At 42.3% G+C, this 24,653-nt stretch carries 19 protein-coding genes; 7 read left to right on the top strand and 12 right to left on the bottom strand.

Translation table 11 applies throughout. The annotated features are described in order from the left end of the window. The first annotated feature begins 82 nt into the window (after nucleotides 1-82). Nucleotides 83-943: a glycoside hydrolase family 16 protein gene (locus tag ACOFKR_RS03220; protein WP_419802594.1), complete on the top strand. Its 861-nt coding sequence runs from the start codon at nucleotides 83-85 to the stop codon at nucleotides 941-943. A 120-nt stretch (nucleotides 944-1,063) separates the two neighbouring features. Here ACOFKR_RS03220 and ACOFKR_RS03215 read toward each other — a convergent pair whose 3' ends face one another. Then, nucleotides 1,064-4,795 carry a S8 family serine peptidase gene (locus tag ACOFKR_RS03215; RefSeq protein WP_419802593.1) on the bottom strand — a complete coding sequence of 1,244 codons (3,732 nt, stop codon included), beginning with the start codon at nucleotides 4,793-4,795 and terminating at the stop codon, nucleotides 1,064-1,066. 76 nt (nucleotides 4,796-4,871) lie between these two features. On the opposite strand from ACOFKR_RS03215, the gene ACOFKR_RS03210 reads away from it, so the two are divergent. Continuing rightward, entirely contained in the window at nucleotides 4,872-5,312 is a 441-nt protein-coding gene (locus ACOFKR_RS03210) for a hypothetical protein (protein WP_419802592.1), read from the top strand. 40 nt (nucleotides 5,313-5,352) lie between these two features. Further along, the gene (locus ACOFKR_RS03205) at nucleotides 5,353-5,808 is read left to right on the top strand and encodes a DinB family protein (protein WP_419802591.1); all 456 of its coding nucleotides are present in this window, start codon (nucleotides 5,353-5,355) and stop codon (nucleotides 5,806-5,808) included. 195 nt (nucleotides 5,809-6,003) lie between these two features. Here the strand turns inward: ACOFKR_RS03205 and ACOFKR_RS03200 are convergent, their stop codons facing one another. Then, nucleotides 6,004-7,665 carry an NAD+ synthase gene (locus ACOFKR_RS03200; RefSeq protein WP_419802590.1) on the bottom strand — a complete coding sequence of 554 codons (1,662 nt, stop codon included), beginning with the start codon at nucleotides 7,663-7,665 and terminating at the stop codon, nucleotides 6,004-6,006. 69 nt (nucleotides 7,666-7,734) lie between these two features. On the opposite strand from ACOFKR_RS03200, the gene gldB reads away from it, so the two are divergent. Next, complete coding sequence (gene gldB / locus ACOFKR_RS03195; RefSeq protein ID WP_419802589.1) at nucleotides 7,735-8,781, top strand: gliding motility lipoprotein GldB; 1,047 nt, start codon at nucleotides 7,735-7,737, stop codon at nucleotides 8,779-8,781. Between the two features lie 27 nt (nucleotides 8,782-8,808). On the opposite strand, the gene ACOFKR_RS03190 is transcribed toward gldB, so the two are convergent. The 8 genes from ACOFKR_RS03190 to ACOFKR_RS03155 form a co-directional block, all read right to left on the bottom strand. After that, nucleotides 8,809-8,997 (bottom strand): hypothetical protein, encoded by a 189-nt coding sequence (locus ACOFKR_RS03190; RefSeq protein WP_419802588.1) that lies wholly within the window; start codon nucleotides 8,995-8,997, stop codon nucleotides 8,809-8,811. Between the two features lie 338 nt (nucleotides 8,998-9,335). Next, nucleotides 9,336-10,217, bottom strand: a complete 882-nt coding sequence (atpG, locus tag ACOFKR_RS03185) for an ATP synthase F1 subunit gamma (RefSeq protein WP_419802587.1) — start codon at nucleotides 10,215-10,217, stop codon at nucleotides 9,336-9,338. Between the two features lie 73 nt (nucleotides 10,218-10,290). Continuing rightward, nucleotides 10,291-11,865, bottom strand: a complete 1,575-nt coding sequence (gene atpA, locus ACOFKR_RS03180; protein ID WP_419802586.1) for a F0F1 ATP synthase subunit alpha — start codon at nucleotides 11,863-11,865, stop codon at nucleotides 10,291-10,293. 106 nt (nucleotides 11,866-11,971) lie between these two features. Then, entirely contained in the window at nucleotides 11,972-12,529 is a 558-nt protein-coding gene (gene atpH, locus ACOFKR_RS03175; protein WP_419802585.1) for an ATP synthase F1 subunit delta, read from the bottom strand. A gap of 25 nt (nucleotides 12,530-12,554) precedes the next feature. Further along, nucleotides 12,555-13,049, bottom strand: a complete 495-nt coding sequence (locus ACOFKR_RS03170; protein ID WP_419802584.1) for a F0F1 ATP synthase subunit B — start codon at nucleotides 13,047-13,049, stop codon at nucleotides 12,555-12,557. A gap of 75 nt (nucleotides 13,050-13,124) precedes the next feature. Next, the gene (atpE, locus tag ACOFKR_RS03165; protein ID WP_299291421.1) at nucleotides 13,125-13,340 is read right to left on the bottom strand and encodes an ATP synthase F0 subunit C; all 216 of its coding nucleotides are present in this window, start codon (nucleotides 13,338-13,340) and stop codon (nucleotides 13,125-13,127) included. A 48-nt stretch (nucleotides 13,341-13,388) separates the two neighbouring features. Next, nucleotides 13,389-14,465: a F0F1 ATP synthase subunit A gene (gene atpB / locus ACOFKR_RS03160; protein ID WP_419803609.1), complete on the bottom strand. Its 1,077-nt coding sequence runs from the start codon at nucleotides 14,463-14,465 to the stop codon at nucleotides 13,389-13,391. 394 nt (nucleotides 14,466-14,859) lie between these two features. Further along, on the bottom strand, nucleotides 14,860-15,045 hold the full coding sequence (locus ACOFKR_RS03155) for an AtpZ/AtpI family protein (protein WP_419802583.1): 186 nt from the start codon (nucleotides 15,043-15,045) through the stop codon (nucleotides 14,860-14,862). 126 nt (nucleotides 15,046-15,171) lie between these two features. On the opposite strand from ACOFKR_RS03155, the gene ACOFKR_RS03150 reads away from it, so the two are divergent. The 3 genes from ACOFKR_RS03150 (at nucleotide 15,172) to uvrC (ending at nucleotide 22,110) form a co-directional block, all read left to right on the top strand. Beyond that, on the top strand, nucleotides 15,172-17,952 hold the full coding sequence (locus tag ACOFKR_RS03150) for a hypothetical protein (RefSeq protein ID WP_419802582.1): 2,781 nt from the start codon (nucleotides 15,172-15,174) through the stop codon (nucleotides 17,950-17,952). Then, entirely contained in the window at nucleotides 17,952-20,228 is a 2,277-nt protein-coding gene (locus ACOFKR_RS03145; RefSeq protein WP_419802581.1) for a transglycosylase domain-containing protein, read from the top strand. Before ACOFKR_RS03150 ends, ACOFKR_RS03145 begins: the two co-directional genes overlap by 1 nt. A gap of 61 nt (nucleotides 20,229-20,289) precedes the next feature. Further along, entirely contained in the window at nucleotides 20,290-22,110 is a 1,821-nt protein-coding gene (gene uvrC, locus ACOFKR_RS03140) for an excinuclease ABC subunit UvrC (protein ID WP_419802580.1), read from the top strand. A 35-nt stretch (nucleotides 22,111-22,145) separates the two neighbouring features. On the opposite strand, the gene gldN is transcribed toward uvrC, so the two are convergent. Then, nucleotides 22,146-23,102, bottom strand: coding sequence for a gliding motility protein GldN (gene gldN, locus ACOFKR_RS03135; protein ID WP_419802579.1), 957 nt, complete (start codon nucleotides 23,100-23,102; stop codon nucleotides 22,146-22,148). A gap of 6 nt (nucleotides 23,103-23,108) precedes the next feature. After that, complete coding sequence (gene gldM, locus ACOFKR_RS03130) at nucleotides 23,109-24,644, bottom strand: gliding motility protein GldM (RefSeq protein ID WP_419802578.1); 1,536 nt, start codon at nucleotides 24,642-24,644, stop codon at nucleotides 23,109-23,111. Nucleotides 24,645-24,653: the final 9 nt, after the last annotated feature.

Here is a 24,653-nt window from a genome sequence, read left to right as displayed (position 1 = left end):
CTGTTTTTTGTTGTCGCGGCAGAAATTATAACGTTGATCAAAACAACATTCATAACCAACTTATTCAAGCTAAATTAAACTGATGAGATATTTTATACTTTTGATAACTGCCTGTTTTTGTACGGCAAACCTATCCGCCCAAAGCAAAAACAGTAAAACAAAAACTGTACTTTTTGAAGATTTTAACGGCAAATCCCTCAACCGAAAACTCTGGAACGTAGAGATAACCGGCCAGACCAATAATAACGAACAGCAGGCTTATGTAGATTCTGCCTCAACACTTTATCTGGTGCAGGGCAAAAACGCCGAAGGTGCCAGAAACGGCGCATTGGTAATTAAAGCACTTTACCATCCCGGTTTCATCAGCAAAGAGCAGCACCATTATGATTTTATTTCTGCCCGGATCAATACCCGTGCTAAATTTGAATTTACTTATGGCACGGCTTCGGCACGCATGAAACTGGCCACCGGCGCTGGTTTATGGCCTGCATTTTGGGCTTTAGGGGAAGGCAGTTGGCCCGACTGCGGCGAAATAGACATTATGGAAACCGTTGGGGATTCATCCTGGGTGAGCCACGCCCTGCACGGCCCCGGTTATTTTGGCAACACGCCGATAGCTTACCGTGCTTTTTTTCAAAAAGGTGTTGATGTTAAGCAGTGGCACGTTTATTCGGTTGACTGGACACCAAATTCGCTTACTTTTAAGGTAGATCAAAAAGTAACCTATCTGGTAACCCGCGCCATGGTTGAAAAATACGGCCGCTGGGCTTTTGATAACCCCAAATTCCTGATCCTTAATTTTGCCATAGGCGGAGGTTATCCAAACGGCGTCAACAAAATAACGGAACCTTATTTTGGCCTGTCGCAGCAAAGCGTTGACCAAATTAAATCCGGACAGGCAAAAATTTTGGTCGATTGGGTTTCGATAACGAAAAACAAATAAACCTGATAAAAGAAGCATTATTGACCGTGCTTCTTTTATCGACTTAAAATCAGTGCCTGGGTGTTCTATTGCGAAAAGAAGTATATTGACCATGCTTCTTTTATCACCTAAAAATCAGTGTTAAACTTTTACAATCATAAACTTTTTACTGTAGTTTTTTGAGCCGATTTTGATCCGAAGCACATAATTTCCGGATGGCATCCGCGAAGTGTTGATACTGGAATCATATTTCCCAAAAACAGAAATGGCACTGGTATTTTGATAAACCTGCTGGCCAGCACTGTTCCAGATGGAAAGTTGCAAATTGCCTTTTTCATACAACTCAAAACCGATATTTAAAACAGAATTGGTTGGCACTGGATACAAAATCAGGTTAATGTCCGTCAGCGGATTTTCGCCCGCTGGCAGCGTAAAATTATAATCTGCCGAAGGCGAAATACAACCCGCCGCCGTGGTAACATCTATGCGGTAAGTGCCCGAAACTTTAGGCGTATAGGTTGGCAAAGTTGCGCCTTGAATTGGCACATTATTTAAATACCATTGGTTGCCATTCCTAAAATTGGAAGTTAAAATTGTTCCGTTAGAAGTGATTTGCGGCTTGGTAACCGGCACAGCAGTACGTGCAACAGCTGCACAACCGGCACTTTTCACGATCAAATCATAGAAATAATAATAGTAGGCTTGCGGCGTGGTAGCTGCGTTGGTGCCAGTGATCGAGAAAAAGCTGCCGACCGTAAAAGGATAGCCGCTTACGCCGCCATTACTGCGGTAAATAGTAGCATCATCGCCATAACTGATGTTGATATTGTAAATTCCGGCGGCGGGCAAGGTTATATTGAGCTGGTAAACCTGGCCAGCATCTGTAATATCGTTAGTGGATGCACCGGCCTGCGGCGTGCTTCGGGTGGCTTTTACTTTTAAGGTTACGCTGGAAACCGTTTGCCCGGAAACGTTGGTGGCCGTAAAAGTAATTGTGCCCGGATTGCCGATATACAAACGTGCACTTTGCAAAATCACCGGAACGGTTGTGTTTACAATCATACCTGGCGTAAACTGGTTGTATCCTCCGGCAGAAAAAACATTTTTGGTTATCGGCCCAACTCTGGCCGTCAAATCATTTAATCCTGCGTAAAAATTATTGTTTGTGGACAATTGTGTGGTGTTTACGGAAGTTCCGGCAGCAAAAGGCAAAGCATCTGCAGCATTTGCGTACCAAAAAACAGTTCCGTCACCAGTGCCCGTGAGCAGATAAGAATTGGTATTTATGCAATTTACCACTTGCAAAGCACTCAAAACCGGTGCTGGATTGATGGTGACTGTTGCCGAAGTCTGGTTGTTGCTGCTTTGCGTATCGCCGGTTAAATTAGTGCTGGCCGTAATCTGATATTGGCTTCCGGCCGATGTGTTAATAGTGGTGTTCAGCGTAAAATCCTGTTCCTGGCCGGGCAAAATGGCATCTGCATAAACCTCATTTAAAGTTGTGGTTGTGCCTGATGCGCTGGTAATGGTTACCGAAACCGGCACATTACTGATGACCGCGCTGCCATAATTATGCAGCCGAACCGTAATTTGCTGATTGTTTTTACTGCAATTTCCGGTAGTTGCCGGGTTGATGATCCTGGTGATACCGGCATCTTTCGTACTTTTTACAAAATTAACCCGGTAATCCTGCGTTTCGCCTTTAGCATAAGTTCCGCAAGCAGTTACGGTTGCAGGGTCGGAAGTTTCTGTGGTAACCACCCGCATCAAACTGTAAGTGTTTGGGGTGATGGTTGTCGGCACCAAAAAAGTAGTGCTAAAAGAAGCATTGCCGTTGATTATGGTGGAAGTTGCAACCAGTTCCCCGGTATCATCAAAATCACCATCGCTGTTGTAATCGATAAAAACCTTGGCCATTTTATTAAAATTCCCTCCGCAGGAACCTAAACTGATGGTTATGGGATAAGTTGCACCCTGCTCTAAAATGGCAGTCAGGTTGGTGTTGTCCGTATAAGAAGCGCAGCCCGAAGCAGCCGTATAATTAACGTTGGAAAGTTGCACACCCGTAATTTTAGAAGCCGCCGCAGAAGCCGCCGCAGAAGAACAATAAGTTTGGCCGCCAACGCCCGTTACAATCAGCGAATAAGCCTGCGGGCCATTTTTCAGCGTTCCTTTGTGGTTTATGCTGATGGTATAACTTTTGCCCGGCACGGCGTTGGCAATATAAACCTGCTCTATATTATCGCGGATGTTATCGCCGGTTGTGGCGGCCGCGGCCGGGTTGGCCGGATCCAAAATATAGGGCCTAAAAACAGTATTGCCCTGGCTCACGCGCACATCCAGATCGTTTACTAATTTGATGGTCGGGTCATCTACCACGCCAACCGTACCTGGTGTACCTGCCGGGTCTGTCCAGGAAATGGTAGCCACCAACGGCCCGCTGCCCGAAGCAACTACGTTTAAAGTTTGTGTTTGCCCCTGTGCCAAACTATTTTCACTGATCATACTTTTCGTGCCGTTTTCCGTAATGGCCTGTGCCGCTTTGGCCGCATTAAGCAAACCCCAGCCATAAGCATAATCCGGACCACTGTTTCCGGCATCAAAAGCAGTATGGCACACCAAGCCTTTTAAAGTGGCGGCCCGCATAAAAGTGCCGCCATTTTTTTGGGCGAAATATTCCTGCAATAAAAAAACCGATCCGCTTACGTTCGGTGTGGCCATACTGGTGCCCGACATCGCTACATAAGCATCCGCAGCAGCTGTCCCTGCCGAAATCACGTTTACACCATCACCGCAAATATCAGGTTTGATGCGGCCGTCATCTGTCGGGCCAATACTGCTGAAATACGCAACCGCTACATCCGAAACAACCACAGGCCCGAAAGGCAAAGGATTTACCGCGCCAACTGCCAGCACATTTTTGGCTAATGCCGGTGCTTCCAGCACTTCATAACCATCATTACTGCTGATGGCGGCCGGACGTGCACCTTTATTTACAAACGTATGATCGGTCCTGCTTTGATAGCCATAATAAGTTTCGCCAACGGCCGGGCCGGTTTCGCCGCGATTGTTGCCGGCAGCCACAACCATCAAATAATACGGCGCATTGTAGGCAATCTGGTCAAAATTCTGTGCGTAACTACTGTAATAACCAAACTTATAATCCTCGGTATCACCCGGCAAACCATACCATTCCCAGCGGTTGGGCAAAACGCTGGTGTTGTAACTCCAGCCGCAAACAATGCCGTAAGAATGGTTAGAAACCAGCAGCGAAGCCGCATTGGCAGCCATTTCTGAAGCATCGTTATCAAAATTATAAGCAATCAAACCGCTGGCTCCGAAAGACATTCCGCGTGCCGGTGCATATACACCTTTGGCAATCATCGTCCCGGCCACATGTGTGGCATGATCGCTGATGATCGTATCAGCATCCAGCATAATAACCTTTTTACCGGCAAATTCCTGATGGTTCGGGTAGATTTTCCCGCCGTCCCAAATACCTAATTTTCCGGCTAAAGTGGTGCCCGATCCGGATAAATTCAACCCTAAAGAACCGCCGTTGTACAAAGCCGTGGTTTGCGTGGTTGCCGCCGCAATAATGTTGTTTTCTGTTTGGAGGTAAATTGGGAAACCAAGCGCGTCCGTGCCTTGCAGAGAGATAATTTTCCCATCTTTTTCAACCCGGAAAACCGGCCAGTTATATTGTTTGGCCAGCGCGAAAGCTTTGGTCCGGTTAGATTGAAAATCTGTTTTAAGCTGATTGGAAAAGCTGATCAGCTCCTGCCGTTTGGCTTCCAAAATTTGCTGACTAAAAACAGCAGACGATTTTATAAGCGATAAAAACAGTATAAGTCGGGTAAAATTTTTAATCATATTGCGCGGGTTTTATTTGCTCAAAGCCGAAAGACTTATCGTAACTTCAAGCGTTTAAGATACATATTTTGATACGATGAAAATCTTGCTATGGTTTATATTTATGCTGATGACGGCCATCAACCCAAATCCTGATCAAAAGCTAAAACAAGGGATTTGCGGAACTATTTTGCTGCAGCAAGGCAACCAAATGCCTGCGCCGGGCCGCAAACTTTCCGTCGGGCAGCCGGTTGCGCGCGAAGTTTTGGTTTATCAGCTTACCAACATTAATGAAACTAAAACTGACGGTACTGTTTTTACCGGCATAAAAACAGCATTGGCGGCCAAAACCCGCAGCAACGCCAAAGGCTATTTTGAGCTGAAATTACCGGTTGGGAAATATTCTGTTTTTGTGCAGGAGCAAGAAGGTTTGTATGCCAATTATTTTGATGGTAAAGGAAACATCAGCCCGGTGGAAGTTTTGAAAGACAGCGTAACTAAAAGAAATATTTCCATTAATCATAAAGCTGTTTTTTAGTTTAGTTTTGGAGATTAAATTCACCAAAAAAATCAAGAAAATGACCCAGCAAATTGAAAATATCAAAAACGTCCGGAAATATTTGTTAAACCTAATTGCCGATCTCAGCGTGGAGCAACTCAACAAAATCCCTGATGGTTTCAGCAACAATATTATCTGGAACCTGGCACATCTTACGGCCACGCAGCAACGTATTTGTTATGTACGCTCGGGCTTGCAGCCTGTAATGCAGGATCAATATATTACGCCGTTTATCCCCGGCACCAAACCCGAAGGCTCTATTGATGCTGCAGAAATTGAGACATTAAAAAGCTTATTAATTTCTACCGTTGAGGAATTAGAAACCGATTATAAAAAAAACTTTTTTACCGATTATGAGGAAATTACCGTTCGTTATGGCATTACGCTAACCAATGTGGACGATGCCATTAACTTTTTGCTTTATCACGAAGGTTATCACACCGGCGTGATTGTGGAGTTGACGAAGTTTGTGTAAGGCAATCTTTATTTAAAATTCTTTCCGGGCAAATTTAGATGCTTCTTTTATGCCAGTAAATTTTGCTTTTGTGATTATTGCCAATAAAAAACTTGTAAAGATCCACCAGATTTTAGGCGATAAAAGAAGCATTTAAGTACTGCGAAACAGCTAAAGTTAAAAAACTTCAATCATACCGACAGGCTTACAATCTGTTCAGGATAAATACTTTCCAACGATCGGCATTCTTCTGCCCATACCAAAAGCTTTGGCCGAAACGCGCAAAATTGGTGGCGTTTGATACCGTTTATGCTCGGAAATGTTGACCAAACGAAGCACTTTGCGCACCACGTCTTCCTTAAAACCATCAGCAATAATTGCTGCGGATGATTTTCTGTTTTCGATATATTCTTTCAAAATCCGGTCTAAAATATCGTAATCCGGCAGCGAATCAGAATCTTTTTGTCCGGGGCGAAGTTCTGCGGACGGCGGTTTGGTGATGGAATTTTGCGGGATAATTTCGCCGTTCCGGTTAATGTGATTGGACAGCTCATAAACCTGCGTTTTGTAAACATCGCCCAAAACCGAAATGCCGCCGCACATATCGCCGTAAAGTGTGCCATAACCAACCGCGGCTTCGCTTTTATTGGATGTATTGAGCAAAATATAACCGAATTTATTGCACATCGCCATTAAAATTACTGCACGGCTGCGCGACTGGATATTTTCTTCCGCAATATTAAATGGCAAACCGGCAAATTGAGGCTCTAAAGCGGTTTCAAAACTTTGTGTAATGTTTTTGATGGCGATAGTCTGGCTCATACAACCGAGGTTTTTCACTAAATCTTCCGCATCTTTTATAGAGTGATCCGAAGAAAAAGCGGAAGGCAATAAAACCGCCATCACATTTTCCGGCCCCAAAGATTCGCAAGCCAGCACGCAAACCAAAGCCGAATCAATCCCGCCGGAAAGCCCTAAAGTAGCTTTGTTGAAACCCGATTTTTTAAAATAATCCCGAATGCCCAAAATCAAAGCCTGATGGATTTGTTCGATTTTACTCATGCGCGAAACATTTGGCGTCAATGGTTTTTCTGCCCGGACGGATGCTTCTTTTACACCTGTTTTTTCGATGTTGTAGTAGGCAATTTGCTCTTCAAAATAAGCCAGTTCATCAAATAATTGTCCGTTGGCATCATAAACCATTGATCCTCCGTCAAAAATCAGTTCGGTTTGCGCGCCAACGTGATTAACGTACAGCAGCGGCAAAGCGTACTTTTTAGCGTTGTAACTTAAAACCTGCATCCGTTCCTGATCGTGGTTAACGGCAAAAGGCGACGCGGCGATATTGATCATCAAATCCGGTTTTTGCAGGATCAGCACATCCATCGGGAACGTTTTATAAATCGGATTATCAATATTGTTCCACAAATCCTCGCAAATGGTCAGCGCAATTTTCTGGCCTTTGTATTCGATACAGGTAAACTGATCTGCCGGTTCAAAATAACGGTACTCATCAAACACATCATAATTAGGCAGCAACGCTTTGCGGACTACTGTTTTTACCACACCATTTTCGATAAAGTAAGCCGAATTATACAAATCTTTTCCTTTTGGGGAAGAATTGACGGTTGGCAAACCAATAATGCAGGCAATATCCCGGCAAGCTGCTGCAATTTGTTTGACCGAGTTTTCGCATAAAGCAATAAATTCTTCAAACTCCAAAAAATCACGTGCCGGATAGCCGCTGATGCACAATTCTGCAAAAACCACCAGGTCGGCCCCGTTTTGCTGTGCTTCTTTTATGGCAGAAATTATTTTTTGGGTATTGGCCTCAAAATTACCGATGTGGTAATTCAGCTGTGCTAAAGCAATTTTCATAAGGTAAAAAAGTGTATCTGTAACGGCGGGTAAACCGTTATACAGCTAAAAATTCTATTTTCGCTGGCTATGAACCGAACTATTTTTCAAATCCTGAAAAAACAAAGCTATCTATTTTTTCTGATTTGTGTTTTGCTCTCTTCCTGTAAAAGAAAAGATAAAATTGATGTGAGCGGCATTGACCTCAGCGTAAAAATTGAACGTTTTGACCATGATTTTGATGGGTTCAGGCAGGGCAATTATCTACAGAAAGCCGCACAATTGCAGCAGCGTTACGGTCCGTTTTATGCTGATTTTATAGAACGCATTTTGAGTGCCGGTTCGATAAAGGACACGGCTTATTTTGCTAATTTACGCCGTGTTTTTGCGGCACAATCTTACATAGATTTGAAGCATGAAGTGGATTCCATCTACCCAAACCTTGATAAACAGGAAGCCGAATTAACGGACGCTTTTAAACACATCAGATATTTTTATCCGCAGAAAAATTTGCCGCATGTTTATGCTTATTTCTCTGGTTTTCAGGCGCAAACTTCTATTGGCAACCATTATTTTGCCATTGGGCTGGATATGTTTTTGGGCGAACATTCCAGGTTTTATCCGGCTTTGACCGAAGAATTTCCGCATTATATTTCGCGCCGGTTTACGCCTGACAACATGATTCCGCGCGTAGTGGAAGGTTTGGCGCGGGAAGAAATGTTCCCGGAGCAGGATCAGGACAATCAATCTTTATTGTCCAGGATGATTTATAACGGAAAGATTATGTATTTTATGGACCAAACGGAGCCGGATGTGGCCGATTCGACCAAAATCGGTTATACCAGCGCGCAATTGCAATGGTGCAAAAACAACGAAGCAAATATTTGGGGTTATTTTTTGGAGGACAACCTGATTTATGAAACGGATTATCAAAAGATACAGAAGTATTTAACGGAAGCTCCGTTTACGCCGGGTTTGGGCGATCATAACAATTCGGCACCGAAGTTAGGCGTTTGGATGGGCTGGCAGATTGTAAAACAGTATATGGACAAAAACCCGAAAGTTACTTTACAACAATTAATGGCCGGGCATAATGCGCAGAATGTTTTGGCCCAATCGCATTATCACCCTAAATAAAGCAAAATTTATGCTGTAAAAACAGTATCACTTCAAGATGGTGAAAACGCTGCGCAAAGCAATAACGATCGCAGTTATAAAAAAAATGTTGGAAACCAAACTGTAGAAATAACTATCACCAAAAAAACGAAAATATACGCCAAACAAACCGATCAGGATGGCAATGGTCAGGATTATATAATTTTTGGAATCGTTTGCGGTTGTTGATTTGTTCATGTTGATATGGCCTGATTGGCATTCAAAAATAAGAATGTTTGCCGAAAGCGAAAAGTTAAATTCCTTTTTTCGTTAGAGCCTGTTTAGATTTTGTTCGTTTTTTTTTCAATGCTTCTTTTATCATACAAAAAACCGAAAAAAACCATGCTTCTTTTATCGGTATAAAAATCAAATCCAAAATTTATAGTATAAAAGAAGCATTATAAATTTTTTAATACAAATTTAAACAGGCCTTTAAATTGTCTCAAAAAATCTTCACCTAAAAACACCTTGTAAAAGAAGCATCCACAAAAAAACCCGGCCAGTTGCCAGGTTTTGATATTTTTGAAATGCTGATTTTATCCGTTTAAAGCTGCGGCACCGCTTACAATTTCGGTCAATTCTGTTGTGATTGCTGCCTGGCGTGCCTGATTGTAGGAAAGTTTTAAGGCTTTTAACAAATCGCCGGCGTTTTCGGTGGCTTTGTCCATCGCCGTCATCCGCGCGCCATGTTCGGAAGCGTGAGAATCCAGAACGGCTTTGTACAATTGTACTTTGATGTTTTTCGGGATCAGTTCATTTACAATAGCTTCCTGCGAAGGTTCTAAAATGTAATCCACCTGTACTATTTTTACCGCTTGTTTTTTGTCCGGCTGGGCAACGGGCAGCAACTGCTCGGTTTTGATATATTGCACGGCAGCATTCCGAAAATGATTGTAAACCAGTTCAACCCGGTCATAATCACCATTTACAAAACCCTGCATTACCGCTTCGGTAATGGCAGAAGTGTTTTCAAAGTTCAAATCGCTGAACAATTCATTGTTGTTGCCAATCACTTTATACTTCCGGCGTTCGTAATATTCCTGTGCTTTCCTGCCGATAGCCACAACAGAAACGTTGTTGGCCCGTAATTGCGCTGTATAGCGTTCGGCAATCAGGTTATTGGCTGCTTTGATCACGTTTGTATTGAAAGCACCGGCCAAACCGCGATTGGAAGTTACGGCGATGATCAACACCCGGACAGGTTCACGGATTTGCATATATGGCGAAGCTGCATCTTCCAGGCTTGCAGACAAGTTGGCCAGTATTTCGTTCAATTTATCTGCATACGGGCGCATTTGAACGATAGCATTCGTTGCACGCTTCAACTTGGCGGCCGAAACCATTTTCATGGCTTTGGTGATCTGCTGTGTTGAAGATACTGACGTGATCCTGTTTCTTACTTCTTTTAAATTGGCCATTTTGAAGGGAGTATCAAGTATTTATCACAAAGTATCAAGCAATAAATATTTATAACTTGATACTTGCTACTTTTTAATTATAGTTTGCTGATAATTCTTTGGCCACAGTTTCTAAAACGCTTGTTGCCTCATCCAGTTTTCCGGCTTTTAAAGCCGCTAACGTTTCCGGATGGCGTAATTCTAACTGCGTGGTAAACTCTGCTTCAAATTCTCTTACTCTGTTTACCGGCACGTTACGCATCAGGTTTTTTGTACCGAGATAGATAATTGCAACTTGTTTCTCTACCGGAACCGGAGAAAACTGAGCTTGCTTTAATATTTCTACGTTGCGTGAGCCTTTATCCAAAACGTTTTTGGTAGATGCGTCCAGATCGGAGCCGAACTTGGAAAATGCTTCCAGTTCGCGGTATTGTGCCTGATCCAGCTTTAAAGTACCGGCCACTTTTTTCATGGATTTAATTTGCGCATTTCCACCCACCCGGGACACTGAAATACCAACGTTGATTGCCGGACGGACGCCTGCGTTAAACAGATTGGATTCCAGAAAAATCTGCCCATCAGTAATAGAAATCACGTTGGTTGGGATATAGGCGGAAACGTCTCCGGCCTGTGTTTCGATGATAGGCAAAGCTGTTAAAGAACCGCCGCCTTTAACAATACTTCTGATCGATTCCGGCAAATCATTCATCCCCTGTGCAATAGCATCATTTGCATTGATTTTTGCCGCACGCTCTAATAAACGGCTGTGCAGATAAAATACATCTCCAGGATAAGCTTCACGGCCCGGCGGACGACGCAACAACAAAGAAACCTCGCGGTAAGCCACAGCCTGCTTTGACAGATCATCATAAACAATTAATGCCGGACGACCGGTATCACGGAAAAACTCACCGATCGCAGCACCTGCAAATGGCGCAAAAAACTGCATCGGAGCCGGATCTGCTGCCGAAGCCGCAACTACAATACTGTATGGCATTGCACCGTTTTCTTCCAAAACACGCACAATATTGGCCACGGTAGAATTCTTCTGACCGCAAGCTACATATATACAATAAACCGGTTTTCCGGCATCATAAAATTCTTTTTGGTTGATGATCGTATCAATACAAACCGCAGTTTTACCGGTTTGCCTGTCACCAATAACCAATTCGCGCTGGCCACGGCCAATCGGGATCATTGCATCAATTGCTTTGATACCTGTTTGCAACGGTTCATTCACCGGCTGACGATAAATTACGCCCGGTGCTTTGCGCTCAATTGGCATTTCATACGTAGCACCGGCAATCGGGCCTTTCCCATCAACCGGAAAACCCAATGTGTTTACCACGCGGCCCAGCATACCTTCGCCTACTTTAATGGAAGCAATTTTTTTCGTCCGGCGAACAGTGTCACCTTCTTTTACTTCATCATAAGCACCCAGTAAAACCACGCCCACATTGTCTTCTTCCAAGTTTAATACGATACCTTGTAATCCGTTTTCAAATTCAACCAGTTCGCCGGATTGTACTTGGGTTAAGCCGTAAACCCGGGCAATACCGTCGCCAATCTGCAATACGGTACCAACTTCTTCTAATTCGGATTCTGACTTAAAACCAGCCAGCTGCTGGCGCAGGATAGCCGAAATTTCGTCTGGTCTTACATCTACCATTTTAATTTATTTTAACTTTTTTGTAATTAGTCCTTTTTACAGAAGCAGATTTTTAAATGCTTCTTTTACACTATATTTTTGATTTATACTAACAAAATCAATTGCTTTAAACCAGTTCGGCAGCCGTTTTTTGACCGAAATCCTTTTTCAACTTGTTTAACGTGTTGGCAATACTGGTATCAAACTGACGGTCGCCAACGGTTAAAATAAAACCGCCTATCAGTTTCGGATCAATTTTTTCTTCTAAAATAGCATTGCCATCTGTTGCTTTTTTAATAATTGCAACTACTTCCGCCCGGTTACTTTCTGATAATGGCACTGCCGAAACCACAGATGCTTTTACAATATGCTGCTTCAAATTATACTGTTCTATAAATTCTTTTGCAGTGTCAAATAAAATTTCAGAACGCATTTTAGCAATCATAATTTTGAAGAAACCTAAAGTAGCAGGCTGCACTTTATCGCCGAAAAGAGCAGTCAGGATACTTGCTTTTTTTGATGGGGAAACAATCGGGTTGCGCAAAACAGCATTTAGCGTACCGCTTAACCGTACGGTCTCCACAAACAAAACCATATCTGTCTTAACCGCTTCCAGTTGATTTTGCTCTGTGGCAAGATCAATCAAAGATTTGGCGTACCGGGTAGCTACTTTATATTCAGACATTATTTGTAATATATTTGGGGTTGGATCAGTTTAGCTGTACTTCTTTTAATAGATCGGTTACCAATGCTTCTTGTTTTTGTTTATCTTCAAACTGCCTGCGCAGTATTTTTTCTGCAATATCAACTGAAAGGGTAGCAATCTGATTTTTTACATCAGCCATAGCAATCGCTTTTTGTGTATTGATTTCAATTTTGGCTTTCTCAATCAACTTATTGCCTTCAGTAATGGCATTGTCTTTTGCTTCGGTAATGATCTGATCTTTTACCTGTTTGGCTTCCTTTAATATCAAATCGCGTTCTGCACGCGCTTTTTTCAACAATTCCTCGTTTTCATTAGTCAAACGGGAAAGTTCTTCTTTAGCTGCTTCAGCTTTCAAAAGCGAATCTTCTATCGAGCGTTCTCTTTCATCAATTGCACCCATAATTGGTTTCCAGGCAAATTTGGCCAGTACCAAAAACAGTATTAAAAAAGACAACGTGGTCCAGAATACTAAACCTATTTCGGGGGTTACTAATTCCATATCTATTTAAAATTAACCAATTAATTTTAAAGCTGATTAGCTGCCAATCGCAACTAATCAGCTTTAACGGATTGCTTACTTAGGATTGTTACCCAAGAAAGCCACTACCACACCGAACAAAGCAGCACCTTCAATCAAGGCAGCTGCAATAATCATGGCAGTTTGGATTTTTCCTGAAGCTTCAGGCTGGCGGGCAATACCTTCCATAGCTTTGCCACCTACTTGTCCGATGCCAATACCTGCACCGATAACAGCTAAACCTGCACCAATTGCAGCAATACTTCCAGTCATCATTGTTAAAAAATTAAAAGTTAAATATAATATATTAGTTGTTTGTACTTAATGGTGATGTTCTTCTGTAGCTGTACCTATAAATAATGCAGTAAGCAATGTAAAAATAAAAGCCTGAAGCAATGCCACCAACAGTTCCAGCACATCCATAAAAACCACGAATGCAACAGAAACAGGTGCAATTGCAATTGATTTAAAAACAAAAATCAGCGATATTAAACTGAGCACAATAATATGCCCGGCAGTAATATTGGCAAATAAGCGGATCATTAAAGCAAATGGCCTGGATATAATCCCAACCAGTTCTACCGGCCACATAATCGGGTATAGCCAAACAGGTACGTCAGGTGCAAAAATATGTTTCCAATAATATTTATTGCCGTTTACATTCACTACGATCATGGTAATAACCGCAAGCACAAAGGTAACCGCAATATTACCGGTTACGTTAGACCCACCCGGGAAAAAAGGGATCAATCCGATAAGGTTATTAATAAGGATAAAAAAGAACACCGTTAACAGAAACGGCATATACCGCTGATACCTGTAGCCAATATTGGGTTTTGCGATGTCATCACGCACAAAAACAATAATCGGTTCTAAAAAAGATTGTAAACCTTTTGGTGCTTTGTTGACCCGTTTTTTGTAAGCTCCGGCAACACTGATAAAAATAACCAGTAAAAGAAGTATGGCTACCCATAGGGCTATAACATTTTTGGTGATTGAAAAATCAAATACTTTTTTATTTGATTTTTCATCAATTTCACCGGATTGATCCACTACTTTTACTTTATCGTTAAATAATTTATAAGTATGGTATTTACCGGCGTAAGTGCCTTCGCCATGCCCAAACTTAGAAGAAGAAAATGTTTCAAAACCGTGGTCTGTATATAATATTATGGGCAGCGGGATCATCTTATCGCCCCAAATATGCCAGTAATGAGAATCGGCAATATGCTCTAAAATAGAAATGCTGGGATCGTAGGATTCGGTTGTTTTGTTTGCTGTTTCTGTGGGGGAAGAAAGTGATATAGCAAAAGTTTTACAAGCCGTTAAAACGAAAAAGATGCTTAAAATTGCAATTTGTGTAGTACGTTTTATTTTGAAAATGCGGTTAAAATCTATCAAATGCACGTTTTTTACTTTTGGTTTTGGAGGCGCAAATTACGCAATAATATGCTAATTTCAAATACGGTATTTAATATATAAAGATAAAAAAAGCAGCTTAAAAAATGCACCGGGCTTACCCGATTGTTCCGGGTATAAATTACCACAAAAAACAAGCACATCAGGAGTTTTACAACTGTTGCCACTAAAAATATCCGGGTGCCTGCCATGTTACTTTTCTGATTGCCTAAAATACACGAAACACAAATAAGCAGCGTGAGCAAACTAAACAACACAAACAACTTCCAGAAGCCCGAAATTATAAAGCCGGGGTTAAATAGTTGTAACAGCGCAGGTGCACATGCCGTAATCAGCATAAAAATAATAAACATAAAAGCAAACTGTTTAAGCTTCAACTTTTAAATGATTTGAAAACAATATACAATGAAACAAATACGCCGGCAAGCGATAAAATTGCCGTTACCCATTGCACCTGGTGGTGTAAATACTGATCCGTTTTGTAACCGGTAAATGTAAACAGGCCAATTATTACGATCATCTGGATGCCCAAACCACTGTATTTAACGTAATTATTCATTCAAATTTGATTTTGTCAACTGTTTTTACGGTTCCAAAATTAAATAACCAAAATGATTTTAGTAGTATAGCATTTACTTACTTGTCCGGAAAATACTTCAACCCAAAAAATTAAAACATAACCTGCTTGATCCGTTCCAAATTTAACTGCATACTGTTTTTATCGGTGTTTTTTTTGCCGGTCATCAGCGGCTGCTCTTTAGAAAAAGAAAGCCGCTTTAACCGTAGCATGCAAAACCTGACGGCACATTACAATATTTTATTTAATGCGCGGCAGGTTGTCCTGCAAAAACAGGAGTTGATGGCGCAGGTTTATACCGATGATTTTTCTGAAATATTAAGTGTTTACCAGGATACGATTGCCAAAACCGCAGCTCCAAGCAAATATCTGGAAGCGGTAACCACACGCGCAAATACGATTATCAATTTTAAAGAACAGAGCCATTACATTGGCGATGCCTATTTTTTGCTTGGCCAGATCAATTATCTCAACAGTAATTATTTTGATGCCGCGGAGTTTTTTAATTACGTAGTGCATTCCTTCCCCGAAAATAAAGAGTTGGGCAGAACTGCTTTGGCCTGGAAAGCACGCTCGCTGATGAAACTGAACCAGCCCGAAAAAGCTGAAACTGTTTTGGATACCGCCCGGCTTTTGTTTGATGCAAAAAAGGCTTCTGCGGAGGAAATTACCGGTGCTGACTTGCAATACAACATTAACCAGGGAAACTATGAGCTGGCCGAAAAGCTGGCCGTACAGGCAGTTGATCTGGCAAGCGATAAGTTCAGGCGCATCCGCTGGAATTTTATTTTGGCGCAGTTGCAGGAAGCCAATAAAAAACCGGCTGATGCTTACAAATCTTACTCCAAAGTTATCCATAGCAATGCTTCTTTTGAGCTGGCTTTTAATGCCACGCTGAACAGTTTACGTATTGAAGAAAAGCAGGACGGCCAGCCAACCGATCGTATGACGCGTTTACGCACGTTGCTGAAAGATGATAAAAACGCTGATTTTATTGATCAGATTTACTTTCAGTTGGGCGAAACGGCCTTGGCTGCAAAAAAAATTGATCCGGCAATTGCAAACTATAAATTATCAGTTAAAAACAGTACGCGTAATCAAAAGCAGAAAGGTTTATCGTACTTGCGCCTGGCCGACATCAACTTTAAGTATAAAACCGATTACATTCAGGCCAAAAAATATTACGACAGCACGCTGCTAAATTTGTCTCCATCCTATCCCGGTTATCAGCAAATCCTGAAAAAAGCCAACAATTTGCAATTGCTGGCAAGCCGTTTTCAAGTTATTGCCCAACAGGATACGCTGCAAGTGCTGGCTAAACTGCCTGAAGCCGAACGGGCTGCGCGGATAAATTTGTTGGTTGATCAGCAGGTGATCCAACAGGAAAATGCACCGGTCAGGATTGATCCAACCCTTAACAATGGTAACGTAATCAACTCGTCCAGCAGAAGTTCCAATGCGTTTTATTTTTATAACCCCGAAGCCGTGAACCAGGGTTTGGCCGGTTTTTTATCGGTTTGGGGCAAACGCCGGCTGGAAGATAACTGGCGCATCAGTGCACGTACGGTGGCAACTGTCAACCATAACCCCAACAGCGTTTCTGATCCGGATGTGGTGCAGGCCGTCCAAGCCCCGCTTTTGGCTACGCCAGGGGCAGCAAGTTTTAAGCAGCAATTGGTCAACAGCATCCCAACAACGCCGGCACTGTTGCAGCAATCCAACCAGATCATTTTTAATGCTTACGCGGATATCGCAGGTTTTTACAGAGATATTTTGGCCGATAACTCTGAATCCATCAACACGTATGAATATTTGCTGAGACGTTTCCCGGAAAACAACAATTTGCCCATAATTTATTACAGTTTATATCGATTGTATTCGGATGAGCACAACCAGACGATGACCGAAAAATACCGCGATCTGTTGCTGAAAAACTATCCGCAAACGCAGTATGCCAAAATTATCCTGGATCCGGAGTATGGCAAGAAAATGCTTTCGGACGAGGCGCAGCAAAATACTTTTTATAATTCGGTTTACGATTTTTACCGCAAGCGGCAATACGATCAGGTAATCACGCGCACGGATTCGGCCTTAAAAACCAATCCGCAAAGCAGGCAAGGCGCGCAATTAGCTTATTTAAAAACGATTGCGCTGGGCCATCAGCAAAAATTAGCTCCTTTTGAGCAGGAATTGCAGCAAATAACCGCACAATATCCGGATGACCGTTTGGTTACGCCTTTGGTGAAGCAGCACTTACTTTTTATCGCGGCCAACCGTGAAGTGATTGCAGCGCGGCCTTTTGCATTGATCGACAGCGATCCGAATGACATCCCGTTTTCGCAGGAACGGTTTATGCACCCGGCTGCTGTTGCTACAAATCCGGCACCAAACCCGGTTCAACCTGTTGCACCGCCAGTCCTATCAGCACAGCAAAAAAATACAGTTTCGGCAGCGGCAACCTTAAATAATCAACCAACAATTTCGCTTCCGCAGAACACCAAAAAAAGTACGATAAAAACAGCATCGGGCATTTTTACCACGGCAGACAGTACCGAACTGTACTTTGTCATCAACATAAAAGGCTTTAACAATCTGGCACCTTCGCGCTTTGGTATCGGGCAGTTTAACCGCGCCAATTATCCGGATGTTCCGTTAAAACATCAGCTAAAAGAAGTAGGCCAGAACAGCCTGATTTACACCGGCCGTTTTTATACGGTTGCCGAAGTGAAAAATTATGCGCGCCGCATTGTACCGCTTTTGCCGGAGATTATGAAGGTGCCCGCAGAGAAATATAATTTCTTTATTATCAGCCGGAAAAATCTGGATAAATTAGCCGATTCAAAATTGCTGGACAGCTATTTTGAATTTTATCAAGCTAATTATCTCTGATGCGTTATAAAGAACCTGACAAACCCTATTTATCACCTAAAAACAAAGCTACTGAGCCGAACTTTCGCCGCTACAATATCACTTTCTGGAAGTTGATTGCCGGAGTTTTTTTCTTTTTTGTGCTGCTTTTTGCGGCTGTTGCTTTCCAGTTTTTTGGGAAACTGCCTTCGTTCCGTGATCTGGAAAACCCTAAAAGTAACCTGGCAAGTGAAATTTGGTCGGAAGATAAACAGCAATTGGGCACTTATTATGTGCAAAACCGGTCAAACGTAAACTACAACGAGTTATCGCCAAATGTTGTCCACGCGCTGATTGCCACAGAAGACACCCGTTTTTATGATCATTCGGGAATTGATTTCCGACGGGTTTTTTCCATTATTTTTTATAACCTCATCGGTAAAAAACAAGGCGGAAGTACGATTACGCAGCAACTGGCTTTGAATTTGTTTTCGGAACGGGCGCATAACCCTTTTAAACGCATTATCCAAAAAATGCAGGAATGGATTACAGCCGTGAAGATCGAACGAAATTATACGAAGGAAGAAATCCTGACGATGTATCTGAACACCGTGGATTTTGGTGCTTACAATACTTTCGGCATCAAATCCGCAGCAAAAACTTATTTTAATGTTACCCCGGCGCAATTAACGCCCAGTCAGGCTGCACTTTTGGTTGGTATGGTGAATGGCCCGGGTATTTACTCGCCCATCAATCATCCCGAAAACGCATTAAAACGAAGAAATTTTGTGCTGAAAAGAATGGCCGACGAGAACTTTTTAAGCGAAGGCCAAGCGACAGAAGAAGGTGCAAAACCGCTTGGCCTGAATTTTAAACCAATTGACAACAACGATGGCCTGGCCACTTATTTCCGGGCGGTGCTGAAAAAAGATGTACAAAAAACGCTTGCCGACCAGGCAATTACCAAAGCTGATGGTACACCTTATGACCTGGATCGGGACGGATTGAAAATTTACACTACCATTAATTACCAAATGCAGGATTATGCCGAGCAGGCACAGCGTGAGTATATGCGGGCTCTGCAGGTTCAGTTTAACAACCATTGGAGAGGCCATAGTTTGTGGAAAGAAATTGATCATTTTAAAGATATTTTAGATCAGGGAATGCGCCGCTCAGACCGTTACCGGATGCTGAAACAGGACGGAAAATCAGATGAAGAGATACGTTCTGATTTTAATACGCCATCTAAAATGGATTTGTTTACCTGGCGCGGAACGATCGATACCACGATGAAACCGATTGATTCTATTGTTTATACCAAACTGATCTTGCGCAACGCCATCATGTCTATGGATCCGACAACCGGTTACATCAAAGCCTGGGTTGGCGGGGATAATTTTGAGCACTTTAAATACGATCAAGTAAAAATGGGCACACGGCAGGTTGGCTCTACGGCAAAACCTTTTACCTATGCGGTTGCAATTGAAAATGGCATGTCGCCCTGCATGGAAGTTCCGGTGGAGCCGGTCACAATTGTTACGGACGGCAAAGCCTGGACGCCTTACTCTCCGCCTAAAGATAACATATACAGTTCTTTAAGTCTGCGAAAAGCTTTGGCCATTTCCCACAACTGGATTGCTGCAAACATGATGCAGGTGGTCGGGCCGACTGCTGTAGTTAACCTCATTAAAAAAATGGGCGTGAACAGTCCGAACCTGCAGCCTTATCCATCCATCGTTTTGGGGACTTTTGATGCTTCGGTTTTTGATATGACGGCCGCTTATTCTGTTTTTGCCAATCACGGAGCTTGGACAGAACCTACGTATTTGCTTCGTGTGGAAGATAAAAATGGCAATGTTCTTTTCGACCGAAAACCAAGAGTGGTTGTGGCCATGAACGAACAAACGGCTTACGTGATGACTTACATGCTGAAAGGCGTTATCCAGGAAGGAACCGGCTGGCGTTTAAGAAGCAAATACGGTTTGACCAACCCAATTGGTGGTAAAACTGGCACTACGCAAAATAATTCCGACGGCTGGTTCATCGGTATTACACCGCAGCTGGCTACCGGCGTTTGGACGGGCTGTGAAGATATGCAAATCCATTTCCGGTCAACAGATTTGGGCGAAGGTGCCAATACCGCTTTGCCGATTTTTGCTTTGTACATGAAGAAGGTTTATGCCAACCAAAGTTTAGGCATCAAGAAAAATGTTGATTTTGATCCGCCCAAAAATGGTGTCAGCATTACAATGGATTGCGGTGCCTACAATCAGCAGCAGCAGCAAAAAACCGAAGTGGATAAACAATTGGGCTTTTAAGCGGTACTGTTTTTATCGGCATAAATTTACCGGCATAAAAGAAGCAAGCGCATAGCAGGGCATGAGTAATTTTGATTATAAAGAAGCACTAAAAGATATTCCGCACAAACCAGGCGTGTACCAATATTGGAATGATGAGAACGTAATCATCTATATTGGTAAGGCAAAAGACCTGAAAAACAGGGTCAGTTCCTACTTCAACAAAGATGTTTTAAGCACAAATGGCAAAACAAAAGTGCTGGTTTCCAAGATCAGGAAAATCACTTTTACCATCGTTGATACAGAAATTGATGCCTGGCTGCTGGAAAACAGTTTGATAAAAAAACATCAGCCACGCTATAATGTACTGCTTAAAGACGATAAAACTTATCCCTGGCTGGTTATCAAAAATGAAAATTTCCCGCGTATTTTCTGGACGAGGAGAATCATCCGCGATGGCTCCAAATATCTCGGCCCGTATGCTTCCATCAGCATGATGCACACCATTTTGGATCTGATTCGTGAAACTTATCCCTTGCGCACTTGCAATTTGGCTTTAACCCCGCAAAATATTGATGCCGGAAAGTTTAAAGTTTGTTTGGAATATCAGCTGGGTAATTGCAAAGGGCCTTGCCAGAAGTTTCAGTCAGAACCGGATTATCAGCAAAACATCGAAGAAATAAAAGATATTTTGAATGGCAAAACCGGTTCGGTTGTGCGTCAGTTGAAAGAGCAGATGGAGCAGGCAGCCATCAGCCTGGATTTTGAAGCGGCACATAAATTAAAACGAAAATTTGATTTGCTGGACAATTACCAAAGCAAATCCACCGTGGTCAATTCTTCCATTACGGATGTGGACGTTTTCAGCATTGCTTCCGAAGAAAAATATGCTTTCGTTAATTTTTTAAAAGTGATGAACGGTGTGATTACGCAAACGCAAACCATCGAACTGAAAAAACAATTGGAAGAAACGGACGAAGAGCTGCTAAGCCTGGCCATTTCGGAGTTTAGAACACGATACAACAGCCAATCCAAAGAAGTTATTGTTCCGTTTGAAATGAACGTGGACGAAGATTCTAAAATTAAATTTACCGTTCCGAAACTGGGTGAAAAGAAGAAACTGCTGGATTTATCAATTAAAAATGTACAGTTTTTTAAGCGTGGAAAAATTGATCAGTATGAAAAATTAAACCCGGAAGTGCGCACTGAGCGTTTGCTCACGCAGATGATGAAGGATTTGCGTTTGAACCAGTTGCCGCGCCACATTGAGTGTTTTGATAACTCCAACTTTCAGGGTTCTTTCCCGATTTCGGCGGTTGTGGTTTTCCGGGATGCCAAGCCTTTTAAAAAAGATTACCGTTTTTTTAATGTAAAAACAGTAGAAGGGCCGAATGATTTTGCCACGATGGAAGAAGCCGTTTTCCGCCGTTACCGCCGGATGCTGGACGAGCAGCAGGAATTGCCGCAACTGATTATTATTGATGGCGGCAAAGGGCAATTATCATCTTCGGTAAAAGCGTTAAAAAAGTTGGATATTGATAAAAAAGTAACAATTATAGGTATCGCAAAGCGTTTGGAAGAGTTGTATTATCCCGGTGATCAATATCCAATGTACCTCGATAAAAAATCGGAAACGTTAAAAATCATCCAGCAGTTGCGGGACGAGGCACACCGTTTTGGCATAACCGCACATCGTGCCAAACGTAATAAAAGCACCTTAGTTACTGAGCTGGACAATATTCCGGGCATCGGCACAACCACTTCTGCAAAACTGCTCACTTATTTTAAGTCGGTAAAAAGAGTACGTGAAGCCAGCGAAGATATGCTGATGGAAGTAGTGAACACTAAACAGGCCAAAGCAATTTTAGAATATTTTATGCAAAAAAAAGCCCCGCAAGTTTAAGCTTGCAGAGCGATGCTTCTTTTATAGGGTAAAATTTAGTAAACCCACAAATCCTGTTCGTAGTTCAGCAGAGCTTTTTTGATTTTTTCAGATTCGTAAAGTTTATCAATTCCCTGCGCGTAATCTTTAATCCGTTCGTCTTTATCGTTAGATTCTTTTACAATATAACTGGAGAAAATCCGCTTCATAAAAATATCGTCAAAACTTAGTCCGGTTGCATCATTATGGCGGTTTACGGCTTCTTTTGTAACCAGAATATTCCGCGCTTCCGGAAAATAAATCCAAAACGCAGGCTGATAATCCAAGTTCAAACCACCAGCTTTTACTCTAATCATCGGTGCCAAACCGATAATCCGCGGTTCAAAAACAGAACGTTGTTTATCAAAAATCCAATCTTCTTTAATCCTGAATTTAACAACACTATCCGGATTAAACTCTCCGGCTTGCATAGTTGAACCGGTTTTATCGCCGTTTTTATCAAATCTATCAATCAACACACTGTCCGCCATTTTAGCCATTGCTTGTCCGGGTTTCAGTAAAACAGAAAACTCATCACCATTCGGGTCGCCTTTGCTTGGGGAAGGATCATAAGCATTCAGCTCGCCTTTTGCGATCGCATCCATTAAAATATCAATTAAACGTGCTTTTGGAGAAGCCAAATACTGGTTCATCCGTTCACGAACATCGATTTCACGCCAAACCCGTTTTGCAAAAGCCACGTCAGATTCCCGCAAATATTGATACGGCGTAACCTTAGCATTTAAGATACTGCTTTTTTTGTAGTAACCATCCTGCGGTTTGTAGTAACCATCCTGCGGACGTACAAACGGTTTAATGTTGCTAGTATCAACCAAAGCCTGAGATTTTGCAGCAACGGCTTTTGGTGCTGCTTTGCGCGTAGCCGTTCTGCGGGTGGCCGTTCTTTTGCGTGTTTGCGCAAAGGACGAAGCACAAATCAAACATAAAACTAAAATTACCAGATTTTTTTTCATCGCATTTTAATTAGCAGTCAATACAATCGGATCCAAACCGCGCTGTGTGCCATCCGGGCCAACAGCAATAATATTATCAAAAAATACACGTGCGCCCGGCGCAATTGAAGCTAACGCAGAACGCATTGCACCGGAAAGATCACTGCCTGTAGTGGATAATACAATCGCATCCTGACGAGGTTTAAGAACAGTTAACGTAAACCGGGTAACATTAAATTTAGCATCAAAATCAAAATTTTCCAGTTTGGCAAAAACCCTGTCTTGTGCTTTAATATTTCCTGCGGATGTTGTTCCGCTGGTTTTTCCGGCAAACTGTGCTTTAGGATCAGGGATTCTTTTCACCCTGAATTCCTGCACACCCAGAACAGAAGTTTTTCCGGGTGAAGTTTCTCCTGATACGGTAACCCTTGCTATTGTTCCGGGTGAAGAAACGGTAGCTGTATATTTTCCGGCAGAACCGCTGATAGATCCGCCACTGATGCTTAAACGCAGTTTTTCTTTAGCCATTCCGGGAGCAGAAACGGAAACCGGATTTGGGACACCCACATACAATACATTCATTTTATCCGGCGAAACTACCGCTGAAGGCCGTGCGACCTGATAAGTTTGTGGCGGCGTGCTGTAAGTTTTTGTTGTTCCGTCATTTTGTTTTACGGTAATGGTTCCGATCCAGGTATGCATACCTTCTCCGCTTGTAGCAACAGAGTAAGTTCCTTTACCATCAGTAGTTGGCAATTTTGAACCACCAACCGTAATATTTGGGTTTGATTTAGAATCTGAAGCAGTTAAAAATACTTGTGCAGTATAAGGCTGACCGGCAATTACATAACTACTTGGTGCTACGGCAACTGCTGCAAATTTATCCAGATTAACAACGGCCTGATCCACTTTACCTAAAATCTTTTTTACAACTTCACTTTCAGCATTTTTTGCATCGGCCTGAACTTTGTTTAAAGATGTCATTGCTGCGCCCATCGGGATACCATCACCAAAATAAGCTTCCTGCCACGTTTCTTTGGCATAACCTTTTTTCTGCGGAGGATCAATGGTCTCTAAAGCCAATTTAGTGCTTGCCCTGTCTTTTTCATCTAATAAACTCAATAATTTATCACGTGTTTCATCAATTTTTTTGCGCAAAACAGAAGCATTTTTATTGTTGATCATAAAGTCAGAAGACACATCCAGGTTATCCCTACCTTTATAATCCTGAAGGGTTTCATCAAAACCACCTGTTTTTTCAACTAACTGCTTTTTCAGGCTTTCTACATATTCATCCAATTCTCTGACCACGGAACTGGCTTGTTTAGCTTTAGCCTCAATTGGCCTAGCCCGTTCCGGCTGTTCTTTTATTTTTTGCTGAAATGCTTCGTAAGTATTGTTGATGCCAGCCTGAACATTACTTTTAGAAGCATTTAAACTATCACTGATATTTTTGAAAGCGTTGAGTAAACTGTCCGGCACGTTCAGGGCAATTAAACCTAAAAGTACCAGGTACAAAATACCGATCATCCGCTGTCTTGGGGTTTCTTTACCTCCAGCCATTTGTTATTA

Origin of the sequence: Mucilaginibacter sp., assembly GCF_965201005.1 — a bacterium.
Classification (GTDB): domain Bacteria; phylum Bacteroidota; class Bacteroidia; order Sphingobacteriales; family Sphingobacteriaceae; genus Mucilaginibacter_A.
The sequence above is the reverse complement of the archived record's forward strand: the minus strand, read 5'-3'. Positions and strand labels throughout refer to the sequence as shown.

Coding starts and splice junctions, on each gene's coding strand:
- ACOFKR_RS03145 (WP_419802581.1), top strand. CDS start 17,952: ATGCGTTATAAAGAACCTGACAAACCCTATTTATCACCTAAAAACAAA.
- ACOFKR_RS03205 (WP_419802591.1), top strand. CDS start 5,353: ATGACCCAGCAAATTGAAAATATCAAAAACGTCCGGAAATATTTGTTA.
- ACOFKR_RS03210 (WP_419802592.1), top strand. CDS start 4,872: ATGAAAATCTTGCTATGGTTTATATTTATGCTGATGACGGCCATCAAC.
- atpG (WP_419802587.1), bottom strand. CDS start 10,217: ATGGCCAATTTAAAAGAAGTAAGAAACAGGATCACGTCAGTATCTTCA.
- ACOFKR_RS03170 (WP_419802584.1), bottom strand. CDS start 13,049: ATGGAATTAGTAACCCCCGAAATAGGTTTAGTATTCTGGACCACGTTG.
- uvrC (WP_419802580.1), top strand. CDS start 20,290: ATGAGTAATTTTGATTATAAAGAAGCACTAAAAGATATTCCGCACAAA.
- gldB (WP_419802589.1), top strand. CDS start 7,735: ATGAACCGAACTATTTTTCAAATCCTGAAAAAACAAAGCTATCTATTT.
- ACOFKR_RS03220 (WP_419802594.1), top strand. CDS start 83: ATGAGATATTTTATACTTTTGATAACTGCCTGTTTTTGTACGGCAAAC.
- ACOFKR_RS03200 (WP_419802590.1), bottom strand. CDS start 7,665: ATGAAAATTGCTTTAGCACAGCTGAATTACCACATCGGTAATTTTGAG.
- gldM (WP_419802578.1), bottom strand. CDS start 24,644: ATGGCTGGAGGTAAAGAAACCCCAAGACAGCGGATGATCGGTATTTTG.
- ACOFKR_RS03155 (WP_419802583.1), bottom strand. CDS start 15,045: ATGAATAATTACGTTAAATACAGTGGTTTGGGCATCCAGATGATCGTA.
- gldN (WP_419802579.1), bottom strand. CDS start 23,102: ATGAAAAAAAATCTGGTAATTTTAGTTTTATGTTTGATTTGTGCTTCG.
- atpA (WP_419802586.1), bottom strand. CDS start 11,865: ATGGTAGATGTAAGACCAGACGAAATTTCGGCTATCCTGCGCCAGCAG.
- ACOFKR_RS03215 (WP_419802593.1), bottom strand. CDS start 4,795: ATGATTAAAAATTTTACCCGACTTATACTGTTTTTATCGCTTATAAAA.
- ACOFKR_RS03190 (WP_419802588.1), bottom strand. CDS start 8,997: ATGAACAAATCAACAACCGCAAACGATTCCAAAAATTATATAATCCTG.
- atpH (WP_419802585.1), bottom strand. CDS start 12,529: ATGTCTGAATATAAAGTAGCTACCCGGTACGCCAAATCTTTGATTGAT.
- atpE (WP_299291421.1), bottom strand. CDS start 13,340: ATGACTGGAAGTATTGCTGCAATTGGTGCAGGTTTAGCTGTTATCGGT.